This is a genomic window from Acinetobacter sp. PC34, from assembly GCF_051789135.1.
In the GTDB taxonomy this organism is placed as follows: Bacteria; Pseudomonadota; Gammaproteobacteria; order Pseudomonadales; family Moraxellaceae; genus Acinetobacter; species Acinetobacter johnsonii.
Map to the genome: position 1 here is coordinate 660,472 of NZ_CP196664.1, position 25,763 is coordinate 686,234.

The window sequence follows — 25,763 nt, forward strand, 5'->3', positions numbered from 1 at the left end:
TATATTCACTTGCGTTTGACCTAAATGACGCTAAAAAAAGTATTTTAGGCAATTTACACTAAAGTTTTTTGCCTTTTTACATGTTAAATTGCCGAAATGATCAAGGTAAATGGCTGAACATGACATTGTTTTGTTGCTTTTATATTTCTAAAATAGCTAAAAAATCAACATAAAAAGAGAAAATAAACATGGATATGGCATTGAAAGGATTGAAAGTTCTCGATTTTTCTACACTTTTACCCGGACCTTTTGCAACAATGTACTTAGCAGACTTAGGTGCAGAAGTGATCCACATCGAGTCTCCAACCCGCCCCGATCTGATCCGTTTAATGCCACCTTATGCCAATGGACAGGCCACTGCACATAGTTATCTCAACCGAAATAAGCATGCTGTCGCTCTGGATTTGAAAGATCCTGCCAATATTGAACTGATCAAATCGAAAATTTCAGACTATGACATTGTGATTGAACAATTCCGTCCAGGTGTGATGCAAAGATTAGGGCTCGATTATCAGACCTTATCTGAAATTAATCCGCGCTTGATCTATTGTTCCATTACGGGTTATGGGCAAACAGGAGGGTATCAAAATAAAGCAGGACACGATATCAACTATGTGGCTTTGTCAGGGATCGCGGGACATAGTGGCCGACAGCACAGTGGACCACCACCAATGGGGATTCAAATTGCGGATATTGCAGGTGGCTCTTTGCATAGTGTGATTGGAATTTTAGCCGCAGTAATTGAAAGACAGCGGAGTGGTTTGGGGCAGTATATTGATATTTCCATGACCGACTGTGTAGTAGGGCTCAGCAGCATGGCCGCAGCTGCGAGCTTAGCAGGGCAGGAAAAACAAGGGCCCGAGCAAAGCTATCTCAATGGTGCGACTTTTTATGACTATTATGAAACGCAAGATGGACGTTATTTATCGATTGGGAGTTTAGAGCCACAGTTTTTATATGGGTTGGCACAAATTTTAGAATTGCCGATTGTGGCTGAAAAAGGAGCCTCATTGGCAACTGATGACCGTCAGGTGGTGAAACAAGCAATAAAAGACAAAATTAAAACCCAAGATTTTGCCACGTGGAATGCAATTTTTCAGCAGCAAGATGTCTGCGTTGAGCCCGTATTAAAGTTGGATGAAGCACTCGATTCGCAGTTAGCCAAAGATCGTGCATGGGTGGTTTCTGTACCTTTACAAGAGGGGAGTACAAAAAGCGAACAACAATTAGCTTGTCCAATTAAGTTTTCACGTTCAAAAATAAGATATGAATTTATAGGCAAACCGCTCGGTTTTGATTCTTTATAAATATCATATAGCGATAATTTGAATATATTTAAAACAAAAAAACGTCATAAAATGGGTTTTTATACAAATAAAGCGTATCATATCGATTAGTTGTAATTTTGTAAGAAAGGTCACCAATTATGAATAAATGTAAAAGAAGTTGGTGTTTTAACCTCAGTCTCTTAGCGCTCAGTTGCTGCTTTCAAAGTGTGTATGCTGCAAATGCCTTTGAGGCAGAAAGCCCTTGGATGCTGGGTGACTGGAATGGTCAGCGCAGCGCATTGCAGCAAAAAGGCTACGACTTTAGCTTTGGTTATACGGGTGAAATGGCAACGTTGCTCGATGCCTCGCATTCTTCAAGTCATGGTACCGAATATGCAGACCAGTTTGCATTTGGTACACACTTCGATTTAGACAAGATTTTGGGTTGGCAGGATACTGAGGCTCAAATCACCATTACCGAACGCAATGGGCGTTCACTTTCTCAAACATCCGATGCTTTAGATGGACATTTAAGTTCCACTCAAGAAGTGTGGGGACGTGGACAGACGTGGCGTTTAACGGATTTGTGGATTAAGAAAAAGTTCATGGATCAAAAGTTAGACATCAAAGTCGGTCGTTTTGGTGAAGGGGAAGATTTCAACAGTTTCGACTGTGATTTCCAAAACCTTGCGCTCTGTGGCTCTCAAGTTGGTAACTGGGTCGGTGACCAGTGGTACAACTGGCCTGTCAGCCAATGGGCTGCACGAGTCAAATATAACCTTCGGCCAGACCTGTATGCACAAGTCGGGGTGTATGAATATAACCCTGAAAACTTAGAACGTGGCAAAGGCTGGAACTTAAGTACTGACGGTTCGCAGGGAGCCATTATTCCTGCTGAAGTGGTGTGGCAACCTGCTGTAGGTGTAAATAAGTTACCTGGTGAATATCGTGCGGGTTATTACTACAGTTCGGCAGATGCCACAGACATTCAAAACCCACAGCAAACCTCACATAAACAAGGCGGCTGGGTTGTTGCCAAGCAACAATTCACAGCACATCATGGTAATGCCGCGCGCGGTTTAACAGGTTTTGTGAATCTCACGCTACATGATTCAGATACCAATAAGGTTCGTGACATGCAGAACATTGGTTTGGTCTATAAAGGCGCTTTTGATACCCGCCCTCAAGATGAAATCGCGATTGGCCTAGCCCGTATTAATATCAATGATGATGTCAATGACGCGAATATTGTCAATAACAGCGTCAAAGCCCGTTTACAAAGTGAAGAGTATGATGCCGAGATTTACTACGGTATTCATGCAGCCAACTGGTTAACCATTCGTCCCAATATCCAATATATCCGCCATGTAGGCGCATATAAAAATGGTGAAAATGCATGGGTCGGCGGAATTAAATTCCAGACCGCATTTTAGTTTCTAGATCGATAAGTATTTGTCCAGCAAGGTTGATAAAAACTTTTAACGGTTGTTCAAAGCATAAAACTGTTCGAAATAAGTCGTTTGGACAGATACTTAAAATCTAAAAACTGTCTAGGTGTTCATATCGATATTAAAACGATACGAGCTTTTAACAGAATCTAAGGAAAAGGTGGTCAATATGAGTACTCCGTCTTCAGGTTCAGGACTTAAAACTTTTACAGCTGTGATTGCTGTGATCTTTGGTTTAGTCCTGCTGATAGGAGGGATTTATCTTGCAGTGCTTGGTGGGTCTTGGTACTACATCATTGCAGGTTTACTCTTCATCGCGACTGCAGTTCTACTGCAAAAATTAAAAAGTACGGCATTAATCGTTTATGCGTTGTTGGTCTTGGGTACAGTGATTTGGGGCTTATGGGAAGTGGGTTCAGACTTCTTTGCCTTGGCGCCACGCTTAGATATCCTTGGTTTATTTGGTTTATGGCTACTCATTCCAGCGGTCACACGCGGTTTTGACAATGCTAAAAGTGCAAAACTAGTTTTAACAGGTTCACTGGCGGTGACTATTGCCGTGATGATTTTTGCTGTGTTTAATGATCCTCAAGAAATTCGAGGTGAACTGAGCAGCAAGCAACCTGCAACCGCACAGTCCATTCCGGGTGTTGCTGATGGCGACTGGCCTGCTTATGGTCGTACTCAGTCTGGTTTGCGCTATTCTCCTTTAACGCAAATTAATTCTGAGAATGTTAAAGATTTAAAAGTGGCTTGGACCTATAACACAGGTGACTTTAAAACAGAAAATGACTCTGGTGAAACCACCAATCAGGTCACCCCAATTAAAGTTGGGGACAATATGTATATCTGTACCACGCACCAAAAACTGGTTGCCCTCGACCCAGCGACAGGTAAGGCGAAATGGACTTTTGATCCGAAGTTGAAATCGGACAATACTTTTCAGCATTTAACCTGTCGTGGCGTGTCTTATTATGATGCGAACAATACAGTTGGTTTTGAAGCCAGCTTGCAACATAAAAAGTCATCGTCTGAGTTGTGCCCACGTAAAGTAATCTTACCTGTCAATGATGGTCGTTTGGTTGCCATCAATGCTGATACTGGTGAGCGTTGTACGGACTTTGGTAAAAATGGTGAAGTCGACTTACAAAAAGATATGCCATTCCCTTATCCGGGTGGTTATATCCCAACTTCTCCACCTGTGGTCACAGGCACGACGATTATTATTGCGGGTTCAACCACAGATAACTATTCAACTGAAGAACCTTCAGGTGTGATTCGTGGTTATGATGTGAATACCGGCGCATTGTTGTGGGTCTTTGACACAGGTGCCGAAGATCCAAATGCGATTCCCGCTCCGGGTCAAAAGTATGTTCAAAACTCACCGAATGCATGGGCACCATTAGCCTATGATGCAGCCTTGGATATGGTTTACATTCCAACGGGTGTGGGTACGCCAGATATTTGGGGCGGTAACCGTACTGAGTTGCATGAGCGTTATGCTAACTCAATGCTGGCACTGAATGCTTCAACAGGTAAGTTGGTGTGGAACTTCCAAACCACGCATCATGATTTGTGGGATATGGATGTACCATCACAGCCGACATTGACGGATATTAAAGATAAGTCAGGCAAAATGGTTCCTGCCATTTACGTATTAACGAAAACGGGCAATGCCTTTGTTCTAGACCGTCGTACTGGTGCAGCCATTGTTCCAATTACGGAAAAACCTGTACCACAAACAGTGAAACGTGGGCCGCAAACCAAAGGTGAGCGTTACTCTGCGACACAACCTTTCTCTGACTTTGACCTTGCGCCAAAAGAGAAACTGACGGATAAGCAAATGTGGGGTGCAACCATGTTTGACCAGTTGATGTGCCGTGTGTCTTTCCACAAACTGAACTATGACGGTATTTATACCCCACCTTCAGAAAATGGAACTTTAGTTTTCCCAGGCAACTTGGGTGTATTTGAATGGGGCGGTATGTCCGTTAACCCTGATCGTCAAATCGCGGTGATGAACCCAATCGGTTTACCGTTTGTTTCTCGACTCATTCCAGCCGATCCAAACCGTCCGAAAACAGCCAAAGGTGCAGGCACCGAAGCGGGTGTACAACCGATGTATGGTGTGCCTTACGGTGTAGAGATCAGTGCGTTCTTGTCTCCATTTGGTTTGCCATGTAAACAGCCTGCTTGGGGCTTTGTGGCGGGTGTGGATTTAAATACTCACGAAGTTGCATGGAAACGTCGTATTGGTACAATCCGTGACAGCTTACCGGGGATTCAATTACCACCATTTAAAATGGGGGTGCCTATGCTTGGTGGTTCAATCTCAACTGCGGGGAATGTGATGTTTGTCGGTGGTACGCAGGATAATTATATCCGTGCCATCAATGTGACCAATGGTGATGAACTTTGGAAAGGTCGTCTACCAGCGGGCGGTCAAGCTACACCAATGACCTATGAAGCCAATGGTAAGCAGTATGTGGTCATTATGGCGGGTGGTCATGGTTCATTTGGGACCAAGATGGGAGATGCTTTGGTGGCATATGCCTTACCCGATGCAAAATAATCTTTTGTAGTCATTTAAACTTTCAAATAGCCTGATTCGTCAGGCTATTTTTATGTGCAATCGGTTTAAAAGGGTAAAGTGAGAACGAGGAAGCAATAGAAAAATTGAGATCTGCCCAGAAAGCCAGGTTTAAAATTTATGCGGTAGCAATGCATTGGTTAGTGTGTATGTGATAGGCTGAACGGAGTTAGCTGAATAATGTATAAGTATCTAATAAAAAATACTTTAATCAGAAAAAACCTTTAGGATTAGGGACAAACAGTACATCTACTTATCCTTATCAATAAAACAGCTATGAAATATGTAAAAAACGCATTTTGTTGATAGTTTAAATCTCGTTATGCTGTCAGCCGTTATAATGAAACTACTAGCTGTACGCCATGTATTTATATACTGATTTCGATCAGCAACTGATCAATGAACGTGTTGCACAGTTCCGTGACCAAACGGAACGTTATTTAGCTGGAAAACTCACTGAAGATGAGTACCGCCCATTACGTCTTCAAAACGGTCTCTATGTACAACGCTATGCGCCAATGTTACGTATTGCTGTGCCTTATGGCTTAATGAACTCAACGCAATTGCGCAAAGTTGCAGAACTTGCAACTGAGTTTGACCGTGGTTATGCACACGTTTCAACCCGTCAGAATATTCAGTTTAACTGGCCTGCGCTAGAAAATGTTCCAGACATGCTTCAAGAGCTAGCTTCTGTACAAATGCATGCAATCCAAACTTCGGGTAACTGTATTCGTAACACGACTACAGACCAATATGCAGGTGTGGTTGCTGGTGAAGTGGCTGATCCACGTCCAACGTGTGAATTGATCCGTCAATGGTCAACCTTCCACCCAGAATTTGCTTTCTTGCCACGTAAGTTCAAGATTGCGGTATCAGCACTTGAAGAAACTGATCGTGCAGCGACCTCATTCCATGATATTGGGGTGTATATCGTTAAAAATGAAGCGGGTGAGATCGGCTATAAAATTAAAGTCGGTGGTGGCTTAGGTCGTACCCCTGTGATTGGTAGTTTCATTCGTGACTTCTTGCCACGTGAAGACCTGATTGCCTATTTAGAAGCCGTACTGCGTGTTTATAACTTGCACGGTCGCCGTGATAATAAATACAAAGCACGTATTAAGATTTTGGTGAAAGCGTTGACGCCTCAAGTCTTTGCTGAAAAAGTCGAAGCTGAGTTTGCGCATACCATTAAAACTTTAAAAATTCAGCCTGAAATTTTGCAGAAATTAGACGAAGAATTTATACCGTTTGATTATCAAGATTATGCAGACGAAGATTTTTCTGAACAGTTTGCTGCACATCCAAAATTCAAACAGTGGTTCAATATCAACACCAATGCTCACAAAGTGAAGGGCTACCGTATTGTAACGATTTCGTTGAAACGTACGGGTATTGCACCGGGTGACGTGACCACGGAAGAGATGAATTTGATTGCAGACCTTGCAGACAAATACACCTTTGGTGAACTGCGGACCACGCATGAGCAAAATATTTCTTTGGTGGATGTTCCGCAGAAAGATTTATTTGAATTGTGGACTATTCTTGAGAAAAACAATTTAGCTCGTGCGCACATTGGTTTCTTAACCGACATTATTTGCTGCCCAGGCGGTGACTTCTGTTCACTGGCAAATGCGAAATCAATTCCTATTTCAGAAGCGATTTCACGTCGTTTTGATGACTTAGATACCATTTATAACCTTGGCAAACTTGATCTGAATATTTCAGGTTGTATGAATGCCTGTGGTCACCACCATGTGGGGAATATCGGTATTTTAGGTGTGGACAAAAAAGGCGCTGAGTTCTACCAAATCACTTTGGGTGGTAATGCCGATCATGATGCTTCAATTGGTGACATTCTAGGCCCATCATTTGCAGCTGAAGTTGTGCCAGATATCGTTGAAGAGATTTTAAATACCTATCTTGACCTTCGTGCTGAGGGTGAAGAATTCATCGATACTTATCGCCGTGTGGGCATTCAACCCTTTAAGGAGCGTGCATATGCTTAATCTAGCACTACAAGTCCTCTCTAAAGATGGCTCGATTGCAGACAATACTTATCAAGTGATTGGTGAAGATGGTGTTTTACCGCAAGGTGATGTGGTTTTAACGGTTGAGCAGTTAGATCAATTGGCTGAAGTTTCAGGTAAAAAAGCACTCCTTGTTACAGTTGATGCCTCTCCTGAAACGCATGATTTCCCTTTAGATCAGCTAGATGCCATCTTTATTGATTTTGCGGGTTTTAACGATGGTCGTGGCTATTCATTTGCAGCGTTATTACGCCGTCAAGGTTTCCAAGGCGAACTACGCGCAACGGGTGATGTGTTTAAAGATGTCTTGAACTACATGAAACGTTCAGGCTTTGATACCTTTGTTATTAAAGAAGGTAAAGACATTCTTGAAGCTGCTGCGGGTTTAAATGATTTTCGAAATCCGTATCAAGCATCAACAGCCGTTGCACAAGCCAGTTATCAAACGGGCGCTTAAATTTTCAAGTGAATAAAAAGCTGGACTTCGGTTCAGCTTTTTTGTATTTATACGCAGCATTTTTGATGAATAAATTGAAGAAAAAGAAGCAGGTAAATTGGACATGATGGCACTTTTTGCAAAAATTAATCCCGGTGTCATTTGGCTACTTATTGCTATTGCTACAGATGTGCTTTCGACTTTTTATTCCGCAAAAGGTAATGGCTTGGTCAATAAATTGGATCAAGGCATTGCACTGGTGCTTTATATGATTTCTTTTGCGTGTGCAGCCTATGCTTTAAAATTTATGCAAGCGGGAATTTTATATGTGCTGTGGTCTGGCATTGGTGTCATTGCCACAGCACTTCTTGCTAAAGCATTTTTAGGACAGAGCATCGATTTGGCTGGATGGCTCGGTATAGGTTTTATTACCGTGGGGCTCACTATTATTGCGCAATTTTCAAATATTGATGTTTAAAAAGAAAAAAGCTTTTATCCTTCTTCTAATTGGCAATTCACCATCCATTTAATTCCAAACTGATCGGTAAATGCACCATAGAGTGCGCCCCAAAACGTTTTCTCTAGAGGCATTTCTATTTTTCCATTGACTGAAAGTGCATCAAATAAGCGTTTTGCATCGGCTTGTTCATGGGCATCTAAGTTAATGGAAATATAGTGGTTGTTGCCTACAGTAAAGACGGTATTGCTTTGAGCGCAAAACTGATCATTGGTATCCGAAGCCATCAGAATCGTGCTGGCATTGATGGGAAGCGAAACATGCATGATTTTTTGTTGGTCAGCTTCGGAAAGGGCGAATGAACTTTCATCTGAAGGTAAGTCTCCATAACGCATGAACGTTGCAAACTCTCCACCAAAGACAGACTTGTAAAAATTAAAAGCGGCTTCAGTTTGACCATCAAAGTTGAGGTAGTGATTCAGTTGCATTGTCTTATCCTTGTTGTTTTTTTCGTCGTTATTTTAACAAGTCGTTGAGATCGGCCCTAATACAATCTTGTAATAAAAAATCCCTCGCAGTCGAGGGATTTTCATAAATGTCGCTTTTATATCAGCTAATTATCCAATGTTTTATTGTATAAAATATGTCAATAAAAGAGGGTTGCTTGCATCTTAAAGTAATTCAATCGCTACAGCAGTCGCTTCACCACCGCCGATGCATAGTGCCGCAATCCCTTTTTTACCACCTGTACGTTTAAGCGCATGAATCAAAGTCAGGATAATACGTGAACCAGTTGAACCGACAGGGTGACCCAATGCGCAAGCTCCACCATTGATGTTCACTTTTGCTGGATCAAGTTTGAAGTCATCGATTGGACACATAGTTACCATCGCAAAAGCTTCATTGATTTCCCAAAGATCTACGTCCTGTGCATTCCAACCTGTTTTCTTAAGCACTTTTTCAATTGCACCGACTGGTGCAATGGTGAACTCTGATGGATGTTGTGAGTTCGATGCATAAGCCACAATTTTGGCTAATGGTGCTAAACCTTTGCTCGATGCATTTTCTGCTGAAGTTAAAACTAGTGCGGATGCACCATCCGAGATTGAACTTGCATTTGCTGCAGTGATGGTGCCATCTTTAGCAAAAGCAGGGCGAAGGCTTGGAATTTTTGCAATATTGGCATTGAACGGTTGTTCATCTTTATCAACGACAACATCACCTTTGCGAGATGAAACTGTCACAGGCACGATTTCATCTGCAAAGTAACCTTCGTTGACCGCTGTTTGTGCGCGCTCTAAAGAGCGAATCGCGAAGGCATCCATTTGCTCACGCGTATAGCCACGAGTATTGGCCATATCTTGTGCAAAAGAACCCATCAATCGACCTGTTTCTGCATCTTCTAAGCCATCAAGGAACATGTGGTCTTTAACATCGCCATGCCCCATACGGTAGCCCGCACGCGCTTTGGTTAAAATATAAGGAGCATTGGTCATCGACTCCATGCCACCTGCAACCACGATATTTGCTGAACCTGCTTTGATCATATCCGCAGCTTGCATTACCGCTTTCATGCCAGAACCACATAATTTATTGATGGTCACAGCACCTGTTGAATCAGGTAAACCTGCTTGGCGCATAGCTTGGCGTGCTGGACCTTGCTTTAATCCCGCAGGTAGAACACAGCCCATGATTACTTCTTCTACATCGTTTGCGTGTAGGCCAGCACGAGCAATCGCTTCTTTAATCGTTACAGCACCGAGCTCTGGAGCGGTTACACTGGCTAAACTGCCTTGAAAACCGCCCATTGCTGTACGAGCACCATTCACAATTACGATGTCTGTCATTTTCTTCTCCGAATCACTTATACGTTTTGTTGGAAACTTAAGCAGTATATGCAAATTTGCTAGCGAGAAAAGCTGAAAACGTGATTATGGACTCATGGGTCTAGTTACAGGCATCGAGGGGTTCAGTCCGGGTCTGCCCCATTTTGCTCATGACTAATTTAAAGTGATCCTGACTTTGCATAGAGCAATAATAGAAAGTTCCATTTGAGCCAAGGGGGAGGCCATTTTCAGCTTTAAAGCTTAACGATGGAAGACTGAGTGTGCCACGCCAATCAAGATTGCCATATTTGAGCTGCTGTTGTTCTGTCCGAATAATCGTTTCACTGGTATCTACTCGTCGGTTTTTATTATTATCGATAAATACAATAAAGCCCATGTTCCACTGATGATTTTGGCATTGAACGAGGTCTTGACTTGGGCAAATGGTGATATTTTGACGTTGCAGGTTGGCCATATTTTTGGCTGCCTGAATACTATTTCGTAATGTATTCAGTGTTTTGCTGCGCTCTTGTGAGGCCATATACTGATGAAAGTGAGGAAGTGCGATTGTACAAATGATCAGAATAATGCTAATAGTGATCATGAGTTCGAATAAAGTGAACCCTTTTTTATTGATAAAAAACATATGGTTATCCAGTTTTGTTGTTATAGAGCTATTTTTTATTTATTAAAGCTTTGTTTATCAAACAAATTTTATACATAATTAGTAGTACTCAACTTGTTTAAAAAGCTGTTAAAATGTAATACAAGTGAAAATAAGCTATTCGCAAGTAAAAATTGAGTAAAAAATTACCGAATTACAACGGAAATTGTAAGTAATTTTGTCAATAATTTACTTGATTAAAGTTATCAAGCACTTGGAAAAAAAATAAAGTGTTTGTATGATTCATTGCGAATAGCTTAAAAATAAAACTGGGGTATAAAAAAGCCTATCTCAGAATTGTTAAATAATTTTAAGCTTAAGCTTGAAAAACAATTGTTATCTCTGGAGGATAAATCCATGAAAATGAGTCGTATTGCATTAGCAATGCTCGTAGCTGCTCCTTTAGCTGCTGCAAACGCGGGCGTAACTGTTACTCCATTAATGCTTGGTTACACTTTCCAAGACACTCAACATAATAATGGTGGTGATCATTTGACTGATTCAGCTCAAATGGATGATGACCTATTTGTTGGTGCTGCACTTGGTGTAGAGCTTACTCCTTGGTTAGGTTTTGAAGCGGAATACAACCAAGTTAAAGGTGACATGGTTGACCAAGCGAATGCTGAATACAAGCAAACGCAAATCAACGGTAATTTCTATGCTACTTCTGACTTGATTACTAAAAACTACGACAGCAAAATCAAGCCATATGTACTTTTAGGTGCTGGTCACTACAAATACGAGTTTGATAACGATCTAGGTCGTGCTGGTCGTGGCCTTAAAGAAGAAGGTACTTTAGGTAATGCTGGTTTCGGTGCTTTCTGGCGCTTGAACGATGCTTTGTCTCTACGTACTGAAGCTCGTGCTACTTACAACATCGATGAAGATTTCTGGAACTATACAGCACTTGCTGGTCTTAACGTAGTTCTTGGTGGTCACTTGAAACCTGCTGCTCCAGTAGTAGAAGTTGCTCCAGTTGAGCCAGTTGCTCCAGTTGAACCACAAGAGTTAACTGAAGACCTTAACATGGAACTTCGTGTGTTCTTTGATACAAACAAATCAAACATCAAAGACCAATACAAGCCAGAAATCGCTAAAGTTGCTGAGAAGTTAGTTGAATATCCAAACGCTACTGCTCGCATCGAAGGTCACACAGACAACACTGGTCCACGTGCATTGAACGAACGTTTATCTTTAGCTCGTGCTAACTCTGTTAAATCGTCTCTAGTAAACGAATACAACGTTGATCCAGCTCGTTTGTCTACTCAAGGTTTCGCTTGGGACCAACCGATTGCTGACAACAACACTAAAGAAGGCCGTGCTATGAACCGTCGTGTATTCGCGACAATTTCTGGCAGCCGTACAGTTCAAGCTCAATAATCTGAGTTTTAACTAAAAAACGACTCTTCGGAGTCGTTTTTTTATGTCTAAAATAATGAAATTTATGTTAACTCACATCGTTGAAAATAAACTCGAGCTCAATGCAAGAGCCTTTAAGGCTTACGGTGGTCATGGTTAGCTACGTATAGGATATTAAATATAGTTAGAAGTATTTAATTTTAGAGGATGAATATAAGAAGAATGAAAAGTGGATTTCCGTCACTCATGCTTCACTACATCGATAATAATTTTGCCTTAAGAGTGAATGGATATTTCTAGTTATTGATTTTTATAAAGATTTGTTTGCTAGCGAGATAATATTTCTGGCTTGATATTTAGGGGCTAGGAATTTGAGAGAGATCAGTGCTCAATAAGCCGTTTTATTTAGTTATGGCGGTGCGAATTGAGAGGCTAAATTTTTACTACCTAAATATGTAAATTGTTCATCGCGCAAGTGAACGGATGCTAGTTACAGAATATTAACTAAGTTTAGGATGGATCCGAGTCATAACTATCGATTCTATGTAACTTCAATAATTGAACTGTCTTATTGAAAATTGCGTTATTAATTTATGCTTTACGGCTTTAGTAAATGAATAAATGATAATAAAAAAACAGCCCGAAGGCTGTTTTTTATTATGAAAGAATTTTATTCGCGATCAGGATTCATTGGACTGACATCCATTTCTTGGTAAGAAACCAGTTTGGTTTTGTATTTCCATTTATAGCCTAGCCAAATCGCCAAGAATAAGAAAATACCAATATAGGTCGATAAAACAGAGAGCCATTCGCCATCAAGTACCGCTTGGTAGTTTTGACCTAAAACAACAATGGCGCACAGGATAAAGGCAAACCAAGGGGCAAAGGGGAAGAATTTTGCACGATAAGCTAAGTCTTCAACCTTATGCCCTTGGGCAACATATCCTTTACGGAAACGATAGTGTGAAACAGCAATCCCTAACCAAACAATAAAGCCACACATACCCGACATGTTGAGCAGCCAATTAAAGACCTGTTCTTCGCCAATGAAAGTAGTTAAGAAGCAAAGTGCAGCAATTGCAGTTGTCGCATAAAGTGCATTCATGGGTACGCCGCGTGGGTCTAATTTGGCAAACAGTTTAGGTGCACTGCCATTTTGGGCCATATTGAACAGCATACGCGTCGATGAATACATCCCTGAATTACCTGCCGATAGAATCGCGGTTAAAATCACGGCATTCATAACACTGGCAGCAAAGGCAAAACCAGCTTTTTCATAGAGTAAGGTAAATGGAGAGAGTGCAATATTCTCTGATGAAGCCGCTTGTAACAAAAGTGGATCATCATATGAAATGAGTGTACCGATAATGAAAATACACACCACATAAAACAGTAGGATGCGCCAAAAAATCTGTTTGATGGCAATCGGGATCGTCTTTTGTGGATCCTTCGATTCACCTGCAGCAACACCGACCATTTCGGTACCTTGGAACGAGAACCCTGCAATCATAGCGACACCAATCAGTGCAGATAAGCCACCAACGAAGGGTGCTTCACCTTTGGTCCAGTTGGCAAAAGTTGCGACACCTGGCGTCATCATGATTTTACCAATCATGAAAATACCAATGATGATAAATACAATGATGGCAAGGACTTTAACCAAGGAGAAGAAGAACTCACTTTCACCAAAGCCTTTGACTGTCAGTGCATTGATCCCAAAGACAACAGCTAAGAAGAGAGCACTCCAGTAGAAACCGGGCAGATCGGGAAACCAGAATTTCATAATGAATTGGACTGCAACCAATTCAAATGCAACCGTAATGGCCCAGTTATACCAATAGTTCCAGCCAAGGGCGAAACCAAAACCACCTTCAACATACTTGGTGCCATAGGTGAAAAATGCACCGGATGTTGGGTTGTGTGTTGCCAACTCACCCAGACTGGTCATGAGAAAGTAAATCATCACACCAATTAAGCAGTAGGCCAATAACGCCCCGCCAGGGCCAGCATTTGCAATGGTTGCACCTGAGGCAAGGAATAAACCTGTACCAATTGAGCCACCAATGGCGATCATATTCAGATGGCGAGCTCCAAGCTTCCGCTTGAGTTGAGCTGGTTGAGTCATTTCGCTCATCATTGTTCCTTAAGATTTCTTTTGTGTGCTGGCAAACAGCACTTTAAAGCCTTGTTGATCGGCTTTGGTTGTACATTGGCCAAAACTTTGCTCAATGAGTAATGGATAATTCAGAAAGCGGTTGGCAACAATCCACAACTCGCCATCCGATTTAAGATGGCGACGGGATGTTTTGCATAAATTTTCGCTGGCATTGTAATCTGTATGAATGCCTTGATGGAATGGGGGGTTACTGACGATTGCGTGTAAAAACAGAGGAGCATCCTCAATTCCGTGTACCGCTTTAATCTCAAGTTGTTCTGGTAAAAGGTTATTTTTCTCAAAAGTCATTTTTGTTGAAGCTAATGCAAAGGCATCGACATCGAGTGCAAAAATGCGATTTTTCGGATTTAACTTGGCTAAATAAGCACTGATCACGCCTGCACCACAGCCAAAGTCTGCAATTTTTCCAGAAGTGACCTGTGAAAGATGAGGCAATAACACGGCTGTACCCACGTCCAGACGATTTTGACTAAATACACCCGGTAATGCGCAAATCTGTAATTCACCTTTCGGGGTTGGTACAGTGTAGTGTTGTGCCCAATCGGCCAAAGGTTTTGCCGTTACGGTTTTTTCGGTGACCAGTTGCCACATTTGACAATGTCGAGCGCTGTCTAATTTGAGGGTTTTACCAAAAGGTTGCAGCTGTTTAGAGGCGCGTTCTACACCGCCTTTCTTTTCACCAACTAAAAAGATCGATGCGCCTACGGCCAAACGACTCACCAGTTGGTGTAGCACATAATTGAGTAGTTCTTTTGACTTTGGAACAAACACGATGGCTTGATCAAAAGCGACATCAGGCAAATCTGTATCAAAATGCACATCACTTTGTTGGTTTTGGAAATATTGTAATTCGTTAAAATTCCATGTCCAAAAATGTGGTTCTACAGTACCAATTAACTGTGTGTTTAATTCGTCACACGGTGCATTGACCAGTAAAACTGAACCAGAGAGAAATTCTTGCTGGCGAAGAACAACTTCACTTCGTGGATCCATTTTATATACTCCATTGTAAAAACGATGCCCAGACAGTGCTGGGCAAAGTGCATACTGAAATGAACAATTATTTCTTCGTTTCAGGAAGAATAATATTTAATAACAAGGCTGCAATACCACCTGTCGCAACACCTGAACTGAAGATGTTACGGAATAATTCAGGTAAGTGTTCCAAAATTTGTGGAACTTGTGCAACACCTAAACCGAGTGCCAATGAAATGGCAATAATCAGTAGTGCGCGGCGGTCAAGATGAATACCTGACAGAATGTTAATTCCAGAAGCTGCTACAGCTCCAAACATTACCATTACAGCGCCACCTAAAACAGCTTGAGGCACTGCCTGAATCACACCTGCAACAGCAGGGAGTAAACCTAGAATCACCAATAATGCGGCAATCCAGATGCCGACATAACGGCTCGCAACACCAGTAAGCTGAATCACGCCATTATTTTGTGCAAAGACCGAACTAGGAAAGGTATTGAAAATACCAGCAAGGAAAGAGTTTGCACCATTCACCAAGACACCGCCTTTAATACGTTCCATCCAAGTGGCACCATCCACAGGCTGGTTGGAAAGTTTTGAAGTCGCGGTGATATCACCAATTGCTTCTAAAGACGTCACTAAATAGATGAAGGCCATTGGAATAAACAAGCTCCAAGAGAAGCTGAGTCCAAAATGCATTGGCGTCGGAACTTGGATTAAAGGTGCGTCTTTAAGACCAGAAAAATCCAGATGCCCCATAAAGCCTGCAAGAGTGTACCCTGCAATTAAGGCAATTAAGATAGCAGAACTTTTTACCCATGTAATACGGATGCGATTCAGCAAGATAATTAAGCCTAAAACCGTACACGACATGATTAGGTTGTCTGCATTGGCAAAGGTATTGTTTGACATGGCTTGATAGCCACCACCCATGCTGATCAGACCTTCTTTAATGAGGGTCAAACCAATCAATAACACCACAATGCCTGTGACCAATGGGGTAATGAGCATTTTCACCCAAGGCAGAATACGTGACACGCCCATTTCAATAAATGAACCTGCGATTACCACACCAAAAATTGCAGCCATGACGGATTCTACAGGAGTACCAGCAGCAACCATGGCAGAGCCAATTCCAATAATCGGTCCGATAAAGTTAAAACTGGTGCCCTGAACAATCAATAAGCCTGCACCAAAAGGTCCAACTTTTTTACATTGTAAGAAGGTTGCAATCCCTGAGATGACCAAAGACATGGATAAAATCATGTTAGTGTCTTCTTTCGACACACCAAGCGCTAGGCAGATGAGTAAGCCTGGAGTAACAATTGGGACAATAATTGCAAGGAGATGTTGAAAGGCAGCAAGAAAAGCAATGATTGGGCGAGGGCGGTCGTTTAAACCATAGACCAAATCGAGTTGATCTGTTTGATTGGGAGAGAGATTTTGATCAGACATATGTCAAAGGGTGTTAGCAAGGTGGCGCTATTCTAATCGCTTTACACAGCTTTACAAAATTAATTACACACCACTTATCAAAAAAAATGAGTCTGTCAATAAACTGTCACTACTAAATTCTATTATTTTTCTGTATAATTTGCCCTCAAACTTTAGGCGTATCGAATTTACATGTCAGATATCAAAACTCTCCGCAACATTGCCATCATTGCGCACGTTGACCACGGTAAAACCACTCTAGTAGACAAACTTTTACAGCAATCAGGTGCACTTGGCGATCGTGCAGGCGAGATTGAGCGTGTCATGGATTCAGGCGCGATTGAAAGTGAACGTGGTATTACCATTCTTGCAAAAAACACTGCAATCAAATGGTTAGATGCACGTACCAATACAGAATACCGTATTAACATCGTCGACACCCCAGGACACGCAGACTTCGGTGGTGAAGTTGAACGTGTAATGTCGATGGTTGACTGTGTACTTCTTCTTGTCGACTCTCAAGAAGGCCCAATGCCACAAACTCGTTTCGTAACGCAAAAAGCGTTCGCACGTGGTTTGAAGCCAATCGTAATTATCAACAAAGTCGACAAGCCAAGCGCGCGTCCAGATTGGGTTATTGATCAAGTATTTGATTTGTTTGATAACCTTGGTGGTTCTGACGAACAGTTAGACTTCCCAGTTGTTTACGCTTCAGGTCTTCGTGGTGTTGCTGGTCCATCTCCAGAAGAATTAGCGGAAGATATGACGCCGTTGTTCCAAACAATTGTAGACATTGTTGAACCACCAGCAGTCGATGTTGATGGTCCATTCCAAATGCAGATTTCATCACTTGACTATAACAGCTTCGTTGGTGTTATCGGTGTTGGTCGTATTCAACGTGGTTCTGTAAAATTAAACACACCAGTAACTGTGATTGATAAAGACGGTAAGACACGTAACGGTCGTATCTTAAAAATCATGGGTTACCATGGTTTAGAGCGTGTTGATGTTGAATCTGCTCAAGCAGGCGATATCGTGTGTATCACAGGTATTGATGAACTTCATATTTCTGACACCATTTGTGATCCGAAAAATGTTGAAGCTTTACCAGCATTGTCTGTAGATGAACCTACAGTAACCATGACTTTCCAAGTAAACAACTCTCCGTTTGCGGGTAAAGAAGGTAAATTTGTTACTTCACGTAATATCCGTGAACGTCTTGACCGCGAATTAATTCACAACGTTGCGCTTCGTGTTGAAGATACTGATAGTCCTGATAGCTTTAAAGTATCAGGTCGTGGTGAACTTCACCTTTCAGTTCTTATTGAAAACATGCGTCGTGAAGGCTTCGAGATGGGCGTATCACGTCCACAAGTAATCTTGAAAGAAGTTGATGGCGAAAAGCAAGAGCCATACGAAAACGTAACATTTGACGTTGAAGAACAGCACCAAGGTTCTGTAATGGAACAAATGGGTCACCGTAAAGGCGAAATGACGAATATGGAAGTTGACGGTAAAGGCCGTATCCGTATTGAAGCAACTGTTCCTTCACGTGGCTTAATTGGTTTCCGTTCAGAATTCTTGACCATGACTTCTGGTACAGGAATCATGACTTCAAGCTTCTCACACTACGGTCCAATGAAACAAGGTACTGTTGCGAAACGTCAAAACGGTGTGTTGATTTCTATGGTTCAAGGTACTTGCCTTGGCTATGCATTGTTCACATTGCAAGACCGTGGTCGTCTATTTGCTAAACCTCAGTTAGAAGTTTACGAAGGTATGATCATTGGTATTAACTCTCGTTCAGATGACATGACAGTTAACCCAACTAAAGCAAAACAGTTAACAAACGTACGTGCTTCTGGTACTGATGATGCGTTGACTCTTGTTCCTGCTGTTGAATATACGCTTGAACAAGCGCTTGAATTCATTGAAGATGATGAATTAGTTGAAGTAACACCTAAGTCAATCCGTATCCGTAAGCGCTACTTGACTGAAAACGAACGTAAACGTAATCGTTCTGGTAAATAAGTTTTAAAAATGATGTTGCCCCATGCGGGGCCGCAACATTTAAAAATGCCATCAATTTATTGATGGCATTTTTTTGTTTAAAATTAGCAAACCAATATATAAAAGCAGATGATTTCCGAGTAAATTACGTGGAAATGAAGCTATAAAATTAATGTATACTTCGTCACATAAATTAAAGTCAAAAAATAACTGGAGATTTAGATGAGTATTGTTCAAGAATTCCGCGAATTTGCGGTAAAAGGCAACATGATTGATTTGGCTGTCGGTGTAATCATCGGTGGTGCATTTGGTAAAATTGTCGATTCATTGGTGAAAGACATCATCATGCCATTGATCACGGTTGTGACTGGTGGTGGTGTAGATTTCACACAGAAATTCTTTGTTTTGGGGGACAACCCAAATAATTTACAGTCTTTAGATGAGTTGACCAAAGCTGGGGTGAACGTCCTGACTTATGGTAACTTCCTTACGATTTTAATTAACTTCATCATTTTGGCATGGGTGGTGTTCTTAATGGTGAAAATGATTAATCGTATGCGCCGTAAACAAGAAGAAGCAGCGCCAGAACCAGCAGCAACGCCAGAAGATATCGAGTTACTACGTGAAATTCGTGATGAATTGAAAAAACGTCAGTAATCGAACGGTTAAAATAAAACGGCACATTAAGTGCCGTTTTTTATGTCTGTATCTTATCCAAAGACTGGTTTTTATACAGTTTTGGTTTTATGATGCGCGCTGATTGAATAGCTGTGGTGATGCCAAATGAACCAATTATTTGTCTATGGGACGCTCCGTCCAAATCATGAAAATGCCCATCTTTTAGAGCGCATAGGTGGAACATGGCAAAAAGGCTATGTGCATGGCGTGGTGCATATTTTGGATTGGGGACCCGACAAAGGCTTATTCGCCATCGTCTTAGACCCACAAGCAGCAGCGGTTGAAGGATATTTTTTTAGCAGTGAAAAATTGGCCGAACATTGGGATGCATTGGATGAATTTGAAGGGATACAGTATCGACGGGTGAGAGTACAAGGGACGCTGGAATCTGGCGAACGCGTTGATGCTTGGACATATGAGAAGAAAGAGGCTCAGATACAGTGTTCGTGATGTGCTTATACTCAAACACATCACACACTGGGTAACTATTTAAAAATCCATACGGAATTTAATTTCTAGTAAATGAAAACCAAATTGGCTCTTGATGGGGCCATGTAGTACTTTTTCAGCAGCACTAAAGACCAATTTATCAATCACAGGCACCAATTGGCCTTTTTTGACTTCACCTAGTTCACCACCGCGTTTAGCTGAATTACAGGTGGAGTATTGCTTAGCAATTTTGGCGAAATCGGCGCCATCGTGGATTTTCTTTTTCAGTTGTTCAGCGAGGTCTTTGTCTTTGACCAAAATATGACGAACAATGGCAGTTTTCATTTGGTTTTTCCTCGAGCTGTGGCTTTGGGCTTAGGTTGCACTTTTTTCAGCGGTTGGCATTCGGGACAAAACACAGAAGCACGCTGTCCCAGTTTGATGTTTTCAAGCGTAGTCTCGCAGTTCACACACATTTCACCTGCTCGACCATAAGCCAATAAAGTTTGTTGAAAGTAACCATTTTCACCCATTGCGTTGGAATAGTCCCGCAGGGTAGACCCACCTAAATCGATGGCCTGCTGCAAAATACGTTTAATCTCGACCACCAATTTTTCAATTTGGCTGGGTGTTAAACTAGACGCCACTTGCGCAGGGTGTATGCTCAAATTAAACAAACTCTCTGTGGCATAGATATTTCCGACACCAACCACCACATGGTTATCCATGATTGCAACTTTTATGCCGACCTGTTTGCTTTTTAACTTTTGGCTTAAATATTCAGCGTTAAAATCAGCACTCAGTGGTTCAGGCCCAAGGGTATCGATTAACTTGGTTTGCGAATATTCATCCAACCATAAAATACAGCCGAAGCGGCGCGGATCATGGTAGCGTAGCTCGACATCTTCAAAACGAATAATCAAATGATCGTGTTTACGCAGGGTTTCACCCACCTCACAAATACGGAAACTACCAGACATACCCAAATGCCAAAGCATCGTGTCTTGTTCAAAAATGGCCAAAATGTATTTAGAACGGCGTTTGAGTTGAATTAAACGCTGACCCACCAGTTTGCTGAGATCGGCGGGAATCGGCCAGCGCAGGCTCGACTGGCGAACTTCAACACTGAGCACTTGTTGATCTAATAACGGAGCTAAACTGGCTTTGGTGGTTTCAACTTCGGGTAATTCTGGCATGGCAACATGAGCTGATAAAACTTGAGGCTAATATTGCGGTGTACACGCGAGATTGCAAGTGATTTCAGCGAGAGGCTTGGCTTTAGCACATTTTTAGAAAGCTAAAGTGCGGGATTGTCTGCTGTGATCAGGAATCATCCTCCTTAAATTACACTCTTGAATTGAGTGAAAACTGCCATGAATCACTCAAATCAAATCTTCTATTTATAGCTGTGGGCGATATTGATAACTTTTTTTTGACTTAATGATAAAAATTTTGCTGAGATCTTTATTTAAAAATTATGTACTTTTCATTAAATTTTTCATTTAAATGAAATGGATTGTTCTTCATTTTAGTTTGGGGCTTGGGTTTTATGCGACAGTTTTCTTTTTCTTTATTTGCAACAGCAATGTGTGCCTGGGCGACAGTGAGTCATGCGGAGCAGATGTTAGATGTACAGGGTCAGTATTTGTTTGGTGACTGGCAGGGAAAACGAACTGAATTGGCGCAAAAAGGCATTAAGTTTGAAGCCAATGCTTTAACAGATACCAACTATTTGGCGGATGGCGGGCATAATGCAGGTGCAAGCCCAAGTACCGCTTCGCAGTTTTGGTTAGGCACACAATTTGATTTAGAAAAGCTAGCCGGCTGGGAAGGGGTCACCATTCGTTTTGTTGCGACTGCGCGTCAAGGACAAAGTACCTCAATTCGAGATTTGCAAGATCCTTCTGCACCGCAATTAGCCAATGTACAAGCCACCTATGGCCGTGGAAACCAAGACAGCCGTTTGTCAGAGCTTTCGATTGAAAAGCGTTTTAAAGAACAAGGGCTCAGTGTCAAAGTTGGGCGACTGGGTTTAGGTTCTGATTTTGATGTGATGGCGTGTGATTTTGTTAGTAATGCCTTTTGTGCCGCACAAATGGGGAAATGGCAGGGCAATATCTGGATGAATACGCCGGTTTCACAATGGGGCGGTCGCATTAAATATCAACTGACCCCTGAAGTGACAACTCAAGTGGGTGTTTATGAATTCAATCCAGATAATGGCAATGGCAAAGCCGAGGGACAAGGTTGGAGCCTAGACACAGAACATGCCGACGGTGTGACTATTCCAGTAGAAGTGATTTGGACACCGAAAGCACTATTGAATGGTTTGGCGGGGAGCTATCGGGTTGGTGGGATATATAACACCGCAGATGATCCAAATAACCAATATGATGTGGCTTATGGCAAAGGTGTGGTTGGCGAAGACCGGACATTTGCAGGATGGATTGCCATCGAACAGCAACTGACTTCAACGGGTGCAGGGCGCCAAGGTTTGCATAGTTTTGCCAACTTTACATGGCATGACCGCATCACCAATAAAGTAGACAACTCACAGCAAGTGGGGCTGAAATATATTGGGGTATTTGAGCAGCATCCGACGGATATTTTAGGTTTGGGAGTGAATCGTGTACATCTGAATGAGCGATTTACTGCGGGTAAAGCACAGTATGATGCGAGCGCAGAATACAATATTGAACTGAACTATAGCTATAACGCTACGCCGTGGTTAATGTTACGTCCCAACATTCAGTATGTGATCAACTCAGGTTCAAGCCATGTGGTGGATAATGCATTAGTCTTGGGGCTTGGAAGCCGCATTACTTTCTAAATGGATAGCCATAAAAGTGCAAAGGTTTGACAGCAGATTTGCACTTTTAGCGTTGAATGCAAGGCACTTTATTTGTTATAGATCATAGTGAGTACAGGGAGAGCTGTGATGCCATTATTATTTCAACCCATTCAATTTGGGGATTTAAACTTAACAAATAAAATCGTGATTGCGCCGATGTGCCAATACTCAGCCAATGATGCGGGTGAGCTGAGCTATTGGCATGAGCAACAATGGGCCAATTATGCTTTGTCAGGTGCGGGCTTGTGTATTGTTGAGGCAACAGCCGTACAAGCTGTAGGACGAATCAGTTTTGCGGATTTAGGGCTGTGGAATGATTTGCAACGTGCACAAATGAAGGCCTTGCTTCAAAAAGTCAAAACACTTTCACCAATGCCTTTTGCCATTCAACTGGCACATGCGGGGCGTAAAGCATCGACCGATCGTCCTTGGTCAGGAAAAGGTCAGATCAAACCGAATGAACCGCATGGTTGGCAAACGGTTTCTGCCAGTGATGTCCCCTTTAAGCCCGAAGAGCATGCACCACATGCTTTAAGTGTGACGGAGATGCAAGACATCATCGAAGACTTTGCCAGTGCTGCAGTACGCGCAGTAGATGCAGGTTTTGAGCTGATCGAACTACATGCAGCCCATGGCTATTTGTTGCATCAGTTCATGTCACCGCTGTCGAACCGACGTACCGATGAATATGGTGGAAGTTTTGAAAACCGTATTCGATTTACCTTAGAGGTCTTCCAAGCCATTAAACAAGCTATTCCTGAAAATTATCCCGTAGGTATACGTTTATCTGCAACTGATTGGATGGAGTCGACTGCAACAGAAAGTTGGGATATTGATTCAACGGTTGGGCTATCGAAAGCGTTAGAGCAACTCGGTGCGGCTTATATTCATGTTTCAAGTGGTGGCTTGCATGTGGAACAAGACATTCAGATTAAGCCCAAGTATCAAGTGCCTTTTGCCCATGCAGTGAAACAAGCGGTGAAAATTCCAGTCATTGCGGTGGGCTTGATTACAGAAGCTAAGCAGGCTGAACATATTTTAGAAGCGCAAGAAGCCGATGCAATTGGTCTGGCGCGTGCCATGTTGTATGACCCACGATGGCCGTGGCATGCCGCTGCAGAACTGGGTGGGAAAGTCTCTATCGCACCGCAGTATTTACGGTGTCAGCCACATGGGATCAAAGATTTGTTTTCTGCGTTCTAATCTCATAAGTGTTTTGCTTCGCCATTGGTATTATAAAATATTTCAACTGAGTAAAGGTGTATCCTAGGATAGGTCTTTACTTACATCATCTGGAAAAGGAACAACTTGAATGATTTTTTCGGTAATTTTTCCAGTATTTTTCCTGCTCTTCCTCGGTTTTGCTTCTGTCAAAATCCAGTTGCTCGCTAAAGAGCAAATGACTGCAATCAGTGCTTTTGTCATCAAAATTGCGTTACCTGCTTTATTGTTGCACGCCTTAGCTTCAAAAGATTTGCATGAAATTTGGTATCCCGCTTATTTTTATGTTTATGCCGCTGTGACCTTTGGCTTATTTATTACGGCTTTTATTTTAGGTCAAAAGCTGTTTAATAATCACTTTACCCATGCTGCAGTCTTTTCACTGGGTGCATCCATGTCCAATACGGGGTTATTGGGAGCAGCAATTTTGACGCTGCTGATGGGGAGTGAAGCGATGATTTATATTTCATTGGTGGTGATCATTGAAAGTGTATTTCTTGTGCCGCTGATGCTCACTCTGGCGGAAATAGGGCGACAAAGACAAGCCAATTTAGCCTCTATTTTAAAAACCACATTTCTTACGCTACTTAAAAATCCGTTGTTCTTATCGGTAATGCTTGGCATGAGTTGTGCGATTTTTGAACTTCAAATTCCACATTTAATCGACCAAGTGTTTGCGATGTTAGGTCAGACCGCTGCACCTTTAGCGCTCTTTATTATTGGTGGGGGAATGGTGGGTCTCACTATTCAGTCTTTTAACCTGCAAACGGTTTATCTGGTGGTGTCTAAAAATATTTGTATGCCACTTTTGGTTTATTTAGGGCTGACCTATTTGACTGAATTGGACCCAAAGATGATTTATGCAGGGACCTTGATTGCGGCTTTGCCGATGCCGTCTTTGTTTGGAATTTTTGGGCAAGTGTATGGTTTGAATGAAAAAGCATTCACTCCACTGATGATCAGCACGCTATTGAGTTTTGTGGTGGTCAGTGTCTTGATTGGTATTTGGTGGTAAAAAAATACTCTCCGAGGAGAGTATTTTTTGAAGAAGAGATTTATTTTTTGACCGCAGCTGTTGCAGCAGGGGCTTTGGCTTGATCGGCAATCATTTTATCAACCATCGCCAAAGATTCTTTGGCTTGCGGTACATTTTCTTTAGCTAAAGCGGTGAAAATTTTCTTCGCTTCAGGCAAGTTCTGCGGAATGATATTGCCATTGGCAAACATATTGCCTACGGCCATCAGGGCAGGAATGTAACCTTTTTTGGCTAAGTCTTGAATGCTGTTGAGACCTTTTTGAATGGGTGCTTCTTGTTTGTTTTTAAAGCCTGTGCTGATGTCGTACAGGGCTTGTGCATGAATGGCTTGATAGTTGCCTTTTTTCACCAAAGGCTCAAGTTTCTTAAGGGCTAACTTTTCAGACTCTGGTTTATTTTCAGAAAATAACAGCACGGCATATTCAACGGTTGCATCATCAAAGCCTAGTTTAGATGCGGCTTCAAAGTGTTGTTTGGCTTTGTTAATGTCTTGAGGCAAGCCTAAAGTACCCGTGACATAGTTTTTCGCAAGCACATAATGCGCAACGGGGTAGCCTTTGTTTGCAGCATCTTGATAGAGCTGAATGGCTTTCTTCTCATTCTTCGCTGTGCCTTGGCCAGTCTGAGTCAAATAAGCCAAGTTATACATGGCTTGTGGGTTGCCAGACTTTGCCAGTTTTTCTAAAGCCTGATATGCCCCCGCCATATTGTTGGCTTTAACCATTTCCTCAATCTTGGCAAATTCGGGGTTGATGGTATCTTGAGTGGAGGCTGCAAGTGCAAGCTGGCTAGAGAGTGCAATTAAGCTTGCAAGTACGATTTTCTTCATGTTTTATAAACCTTTTTCTTACACATAAGTCCATCTATGTGTGTATTT

Annotated in this window: 22 protein-coding genes; 13 read left to right on the forward strand and 9 right to left on the reverse strand. The window is 42.0% G+C overall.

Annotated elements, in window-relative coordinates; genetic code table 11:
• Window positions 1–188 precede the first annotated feature (188 nt).
• From ACSC9N_RS03265 to ACSC9N_RS03290, 6 genes are all read left to right on the forward strand, one after another.
• Complete coding sequence (locus ACSC9N_RS03265) at window positions 189–1,307, forward strand: CaiB/BaiF CoA transferase family protein (protein WP_010327446.1); 1,119 nt, start codon at window positions 189–191, stop codon at window positions 1,305–1,307.
• 119 nt (window positions 1,308–1,426) lie between these two features.
• Window positions 1,427–2,701, forward strand: a complete 1,275-nt coding sequence (locus tag ACSC9N_RS03270) for a carbohydrate porin (RefSeq protein WP_010327445.1) — start codon at window positions 1,427–1,429, stop codon at window positions 2,699–2,701.
• A 184-nt stretch (window positions 2,702–2,885) separates the two neighbouring features.
• Window positions 2,886–5,288: a glucose/quinate/shikimate family membrane-bound PQQ-dependent dehydrogenase gene (locus ACSC9N_RS03275; RefSeq protein WP_010327444.1), complete on the forward strand. Its 2,403-nt coding sequence runs from the start codon at window positions 2,886–2,888 to the stop codon at window positions 5,286–5,288.
• Window positions 5,289–5,668: 380 nt separating this feature from the next.
• The gene (locus ACSC9N_RS03280) at window positions 5,669–7,312 is read left to right on the forward strand and encodes a nitrite/sulfite reductase (RefSeq protein ID WP_004695142.1); all 1,644 of its coding nucleotides are present in this window, start codon (window positions 5,669–5,671) and stop codon (window positions 7,310–7,312) included.
• Window positions 7,305–7,790, forward strand: a complete 486-nt coding sequence (locus ACSC9N_RS03285; protein WP_010327443.1) for a DUF934 domain-containing protein — start codon at window positions 7,305–7,307, stop codon at window positions 7,788–7,790. The genes ACSC9N_RS03280 and ACSC9N_RS03285 overlap by 8 nt, the downstream gene beginning before the upstream one ends.
• A gap of 103 nt (window positions 7,791–7,893) precedes the next feature.
• Window positions 7,894–8,247 carry a DMT family transporter gene (locus tag ACSC9N_RS03290; protein ID WP_010327442.1) on the forward strand — a complete coding sequence of 118 codons (354 nt, stop codon included), beginning with the start codon at window positions 7,894–7,896 and terminating at the stop codon, window positions 8,245–8,247.
• Window positions 8,248–8,261: 14 nt separating this feature from the next.
• On the opposite strand, the gene ACSC9N_RS03295 is transcribed toward ACSC9N_RS03290, so the two are convergent.
• The 3 genes from ACSC9N_RS03295 to ACSC9N_RS03305 all read right to left on the reverse strand — a co-directional run bounded on the left by ACSC9N_RS03295 (window position 8,262) and on the right by ACSC9N_RS03305 (window position 10,698).
• On the reverse strand, window positions 8,262–8,714 hold the full coding sequence (locus ACSC9N_RS03295; protein ID WP_010327441.1) for a VOC family protein: 453 nt from the start codon (window positions 8,712–8,714) through the stop codon (window positions 8,262–8,264).
• Between the two features lie 183 nt (window positions 8,715–8,897).
• Window positions 8,898–10,073: a thiolase family protein gene (locus tag ACSC9N_RS03300; RefSeq protein ID WP_005400250.1), complete on the reverse strand. Its 1,176-nt coding sequence runs from the start codon at window positions 10,071–10,073 to the stop codon at window positions 8,898–8,900.
• A 100-nt stretch (window positions 10,074–10,173) separates the two neighbouring features.
• Window positions 10,174–10,698 carry a GspH/FimT family pseudopilin gene (locus ACSC9N_RS03305; protein WP_010327440.1) on the reverse strand — a complete coding sequence of 175 codons (525 nt, stop codon included), beginning with the start codon at window positions 10,696–10,698 and terminating at the stop codon, window positions 10,174–10,176.
• 375 nt (window positions 10,699–11,073) lie between these two features.
• Here ACSC9N_RS03305 and omp38 point away from each other — a divergent pair, with 375 nt between their 5' ends.
• Entirely contained in the window at window positions 11,074–12,096 is a 1,023-nt protein-coding gene (gene omp38, locus ACSC9N_RS03310; RefSeq protein WP_010327439.1) for an outer membrane protein Omp38, read from the forward strand.
• A 649-nt stretch (window positions 12,097–12,745) separates the two neighbouring features.
• Here the strand turns inward: omp38 and ACSC9N_RS03315 are convergent.
• The 3 genes from ACSC9N_RS03315 to ACSC9N_RS03325 form a co-directional block, all read right to left on the reverse strand.
• Window positions 12,746–14,209 (reverse strand): amino acid permease, encoded by a 1,464-nt coding sequence (locus ACSC9N_RS03315; protein ID WP_010327438.1) that lies wholly within the window; start codon window positions 14,207–14,209, stop codon window positions 12,746–12,748.
• Between the two features lie 9 nt (window positions 14,210–14,218).
• Window positions 14,219–15,244 carry a class I SAM-dependent methyltransferase gene (locus ACSC9N_RS03320; protein WP_010327437.1) on the reverse strand — a complete coding sequence of 342 codons (1,026 nt, stop codon included), beginning with the start codon at window positions 15,242–15,244 and terminating at the stop codon, window positions 14,219–14,221.
• Between the two features lie 67 nt (window positions 15,245–15,311).
• Window positions 15,312–16,682, reverse strand: coding sequence for a uracil-xanthine permease family protein (locus ACSC9N_RS03325; RefSeq protein ID WP_058951674.1), 1,371 nt, complete (start codon window positions 16,680–16,682; stop codon window positions 15,312–15,314).
• 171 nt (window positions 16,683–16,853) lie between these two features.
• Between ACSC9N_RS03325 and typA the strand changes: the two genes are divergently transcribed.
• From typA to ACSC9N_RS03340, 3 genes are all read left to right on the forward strand, one after another.
• Window positions 16,854–18,692: a translational GTPase TypA gene (typA, locus tag ACSC9N_RS03330; RefSeq protein WP_010327435.1), complete on the forward strand. Its 1,839-nt coding sequence runs from the start codon at window positions 16,854–16,856 to the stop codon at window positions 18,690–18,692.
• A 201-nt stretch (window positions 18,693–18,893) separates the two neighbouring features.
• Complete coding sequence (gene mscL, locus ACSC9N_RS03335) at window positions 18,894–19,328, forward strand: large conductance mechanosensitive channel protein MscL (RefSeq protein WP_004695171.1); 435 nt, start codon at window positions 18,894–18,896, stop codon at window positions 19,326–19,328.
• Between the two features lie 126 nt (window positions 19,329–19,454).
• Window positions 19,455–19,799: a gamma-glutamylcyclotransferase family protein gene (locus tag ACSC9N_RS03340; RefSeq protein ID WP_439036112.1), complete on the forward strand. Its 345-nt coding sequence runs from the start codon at window positions 19,455–19,457 to the stop codon at window positions 19,797–19,799.
• Between the two features lie 39 nt (window positions 19,800–19,838).
• Here ACSC9N_RS03340 and ACSC9N_RS03345 read toward each other — a convergent pair whose 3' ends face one another.
• Window positions 19,839–20,123 carry a peptidylprolyl isomerase gene (locus ACSC9N_RS03345; RefSeq protein WP_004695176.1) on the reverse strand — a complete coding sequence of 95 codons (285 nt, stop codon included), beginning with the start codon at window positions 20,121–20,123 and terminating at the stop codon, window positions 19,839–19,841.
• The gene (gene mutM / locus ACSC9N_RS03350; RefSeq protein ID WP_010327433.1) at window positions 20,120–20,974 is read right to left on the reverse strand and encodes a bifunctional DNA-formamidopyrimidine glycosylase/DNA-(apurinic or apyrimidinic site) lyase; all 855 of its coding nucleotides are present in this window, start codon (window positions 20,972–20,974) and stop codon (window positions 20,120–20,122) included. Before mutM ends, ACSC9N_RS03345 begins: the two co-directional genes overlap by 4 nt.
• Before the next feature lie 353 nt (window positions 20,975–21,327).
• Here mutM and ACSC9N_RS03355 point away from each other — a divergent pair, with 353 nt between their 5' ends.
• From ACSC9N_RS03355 to ACSC9N_RS03365, 3 genes are all read left to right on the forward strand, one after another.
• Complete coding sequence (locus ACSC9N_RS03355; RefSeq protein WP_010327432.1) at window positions 21,328–22,608, forward strand: carbohydrate porin; 1,281 nt, start codon at window positions 21,328–21,330, stop codon at window positions 22,606–22,608.
• A 108-nt stretch (window positions 22,609–22,716) separates the two neighbouring features.
• Window positions 22,717–23,832: an NADH:flavin oxidoreductase/NADH oxidase gene (locus tag ACSC9N_RS03360; protein WP_010327431.1), complete on the forward strand. Its 1,116-nt coding sequence runs from the start codon at window positions 22,717–22,719 to the stop codon at window positions 23,830–23,832.
• A gap of 109 nt (window positions 23,833–23,941) precedes the next feature.
• Window positions 23,942–24,865, forward strand: coding sequence for an AEC family transporter (locus ACSC9N_RS03365; RefSeq protein WP_010327430.1), 924 nt, complete (start codon window positions 23,942–23,944; stop codon window positions 24,863–24,865).
• Between the two features lie 40 nt (window positions 24,866–24,905).
• On the opposite strand, the gene ACSC9N_RS03370 is transcribed toward ACSC9N_RS03365, so the two are convergent.
• Complete coding sequence (locus ACSC9N_RS03370) at window positions 24,906–25,715, reverse strand: tetratricopeptide repeat protein (protein ID WP_010327429.1); 810 nt, start codon at window positions 25,713–25,715, stop codon at window positions 24,906–24,908.
• Window positions 25,716–25,763: the final 48 nt, after the last annotated feature.

What these genes read in the sequence shown, in the direction of transcription:
- ACSC9N_RS03320 (WP_010327437.1), bottom strand. Translation starts at nt 15,244, where the DNA reads ATGGATCCACGAAGTGAAGTTGTTCTTCGCCAGCAAGAATTTCTCTCT.
- ACSC9N_RS03345 (WP_004695176.1), bottom strand. Translation starts at nt 20,123, where the DNA reads ATGAAAACTGCCATTGTTCGTCATATTTTGGTCAAAGACAAAGACCTC.
- ACSC9N_RS03270 (WP_010327445.1), top strand. Translation starts at nt 1,427, where the DNA reads ATGAATAAATGTAAAAGAAGTTGGTGTTTTAACCTCAGTCTCTTAGCG.
- ACSC9N_RS03300 (WP_005400250.1), bottom strand. Translation starts at nt 10,073, where the DNA reads ATGACAGACATCGTAATTGTGAATGGTGCTCGTACAGCAATGGGCGGT.
- mscL (WP_004695171.1), top strand. Translation starts at nt 18,894, where the DNA reads ATGAGTATTGTTCAAGAATTCCGCGAATTTGCGGTAAAAGGCAACATG.
- typA (WP_010327435.1), top strand. Translation starts at nt 16,854, where the DNA reads ATGTCAGATATCAAAACTCTCCGCAACATTGCCATCATTGCGCACGTT.
- omp38 (WP_010327439.1), top strand. Translation starts at nt 11,074, where the DNA reads ATGAAAATGAGTCGTATTGCATTAGCAATGCTCGTAGCTGCTCCTTTA.
- mutM (WP_010327433.1), bottom strand. Translation starts at nt 20,974, where the DNA reads ATGCCAGAATTACCCGAAGTTGAAACCACCAAAGCCAGTTTAGCTCCG.
- ACSC9N_RS03360 (WP_010327431.1), top strand. Translation starts at nt 22,717, where the DNA reads ATGCCATTATTATTTCAACCCATTCAATTTGGGGATTTAAACTTAACA.
- ACSC9N_RS03275 (WP_010327444.1), top strand. Translation starts at nt 2,886, where the DNA reads ATGAGTACTCCGTCTTCAGGTTCAGGACTTAAAACTTTTACAGCTGTG.
- ACSC9N_RS03315 (WP_010327438.1), bottom strand. Translation starts at nt 14,209, where the DNA reads ATGAGCGAAATGACTCAACCAGCTCAACTCAAGCGGAAGCTTGGAGCT.
- ACSC9N_RS03265 (WP_010327446.1), top strand. Translation starts at nt 189, where the DNA reads ATGGATATGGCATTGAAAGGATTGAAAGTTCTCGATTTTTCTACACTT.
- ACSC9N_RS03370 (WP_010327429.1), bottom strand. Translation starts at nt 25,715, where the DNA reads ATGAAGAAAATCGTACTTGCAAGCTTAATTGCACTCTCTAGCCAGCTT.
- ACSC9N_RS03295 (WP_010327441.1), bottom strand. Translation starts at nt 8,714, where the DNA reads ATGCAACTGAATCACTACCTCAACTTTGATGGTCAAACTGAAGCCGCT.
- ACSC9N_RS03285 (WP_010327443.1), top strand. Translation starts at nt 7,305, where the DNA reads ATGCTTAATCTAGCACTACAAGTCCTCTCTAAAGATGGCTCGATTGCA.
- ACSC9N_RS03290 (WP_010327442.1), top strand. Translation starts at nt 7,894, where the DNA reads ATGATGGCACTTTTTGCAAAAATTAATCCCGGTGTCATTTGGCTACTT.
- ACSC9N_RS03325 (WP_058951674.1), bottom strand. Translation starts at nt 16,682, where the DNA reads ATGTCTGATCAAAATCTCTCTCCCAATCAAACAGATCAACTCGATTTG.
- ACSC9N_RS03355 (WP_010327432.1), top strand. Translation starts at nt 21,328, where the DNA reads ATGCGACAGTTTTCTTTTTCTTTATTTGCAACAGCAATGTGTGCCTGG.
- ACSC9N_RS03305 (WP_010327440.1), bottom strand. Translation starts at nt 10,698, where the DNA reads ATGTTTTTTATCAATAAAAAAGGGTTCACTTTATTCGAACTCATGATC.
- ACSC9N_RS03280 (WP_004695142.1), top strand. Translation starts at nt 5,669, where the DNA reads ATGTATTTATATACTGATTTCGATCAGCAACTGATCAATGAACGTGTT.
- ACSC9N_RS03340 (WP_439036112.1), top strand. Translation starts at nt 19,455, where the DNA reads ATGAACCAATTATTTGTCTATGGGACGCTCCGTCCAAATCATGAAAAT.
- ACSC9N_RS03365 (WP_010327430.1), top strand. Translation starts at nt 23,942, where the DNA reads ATGATTTTTTCGGTAATTTTTCCAGTATTTTTCCTGCTCTTCCTCGGT.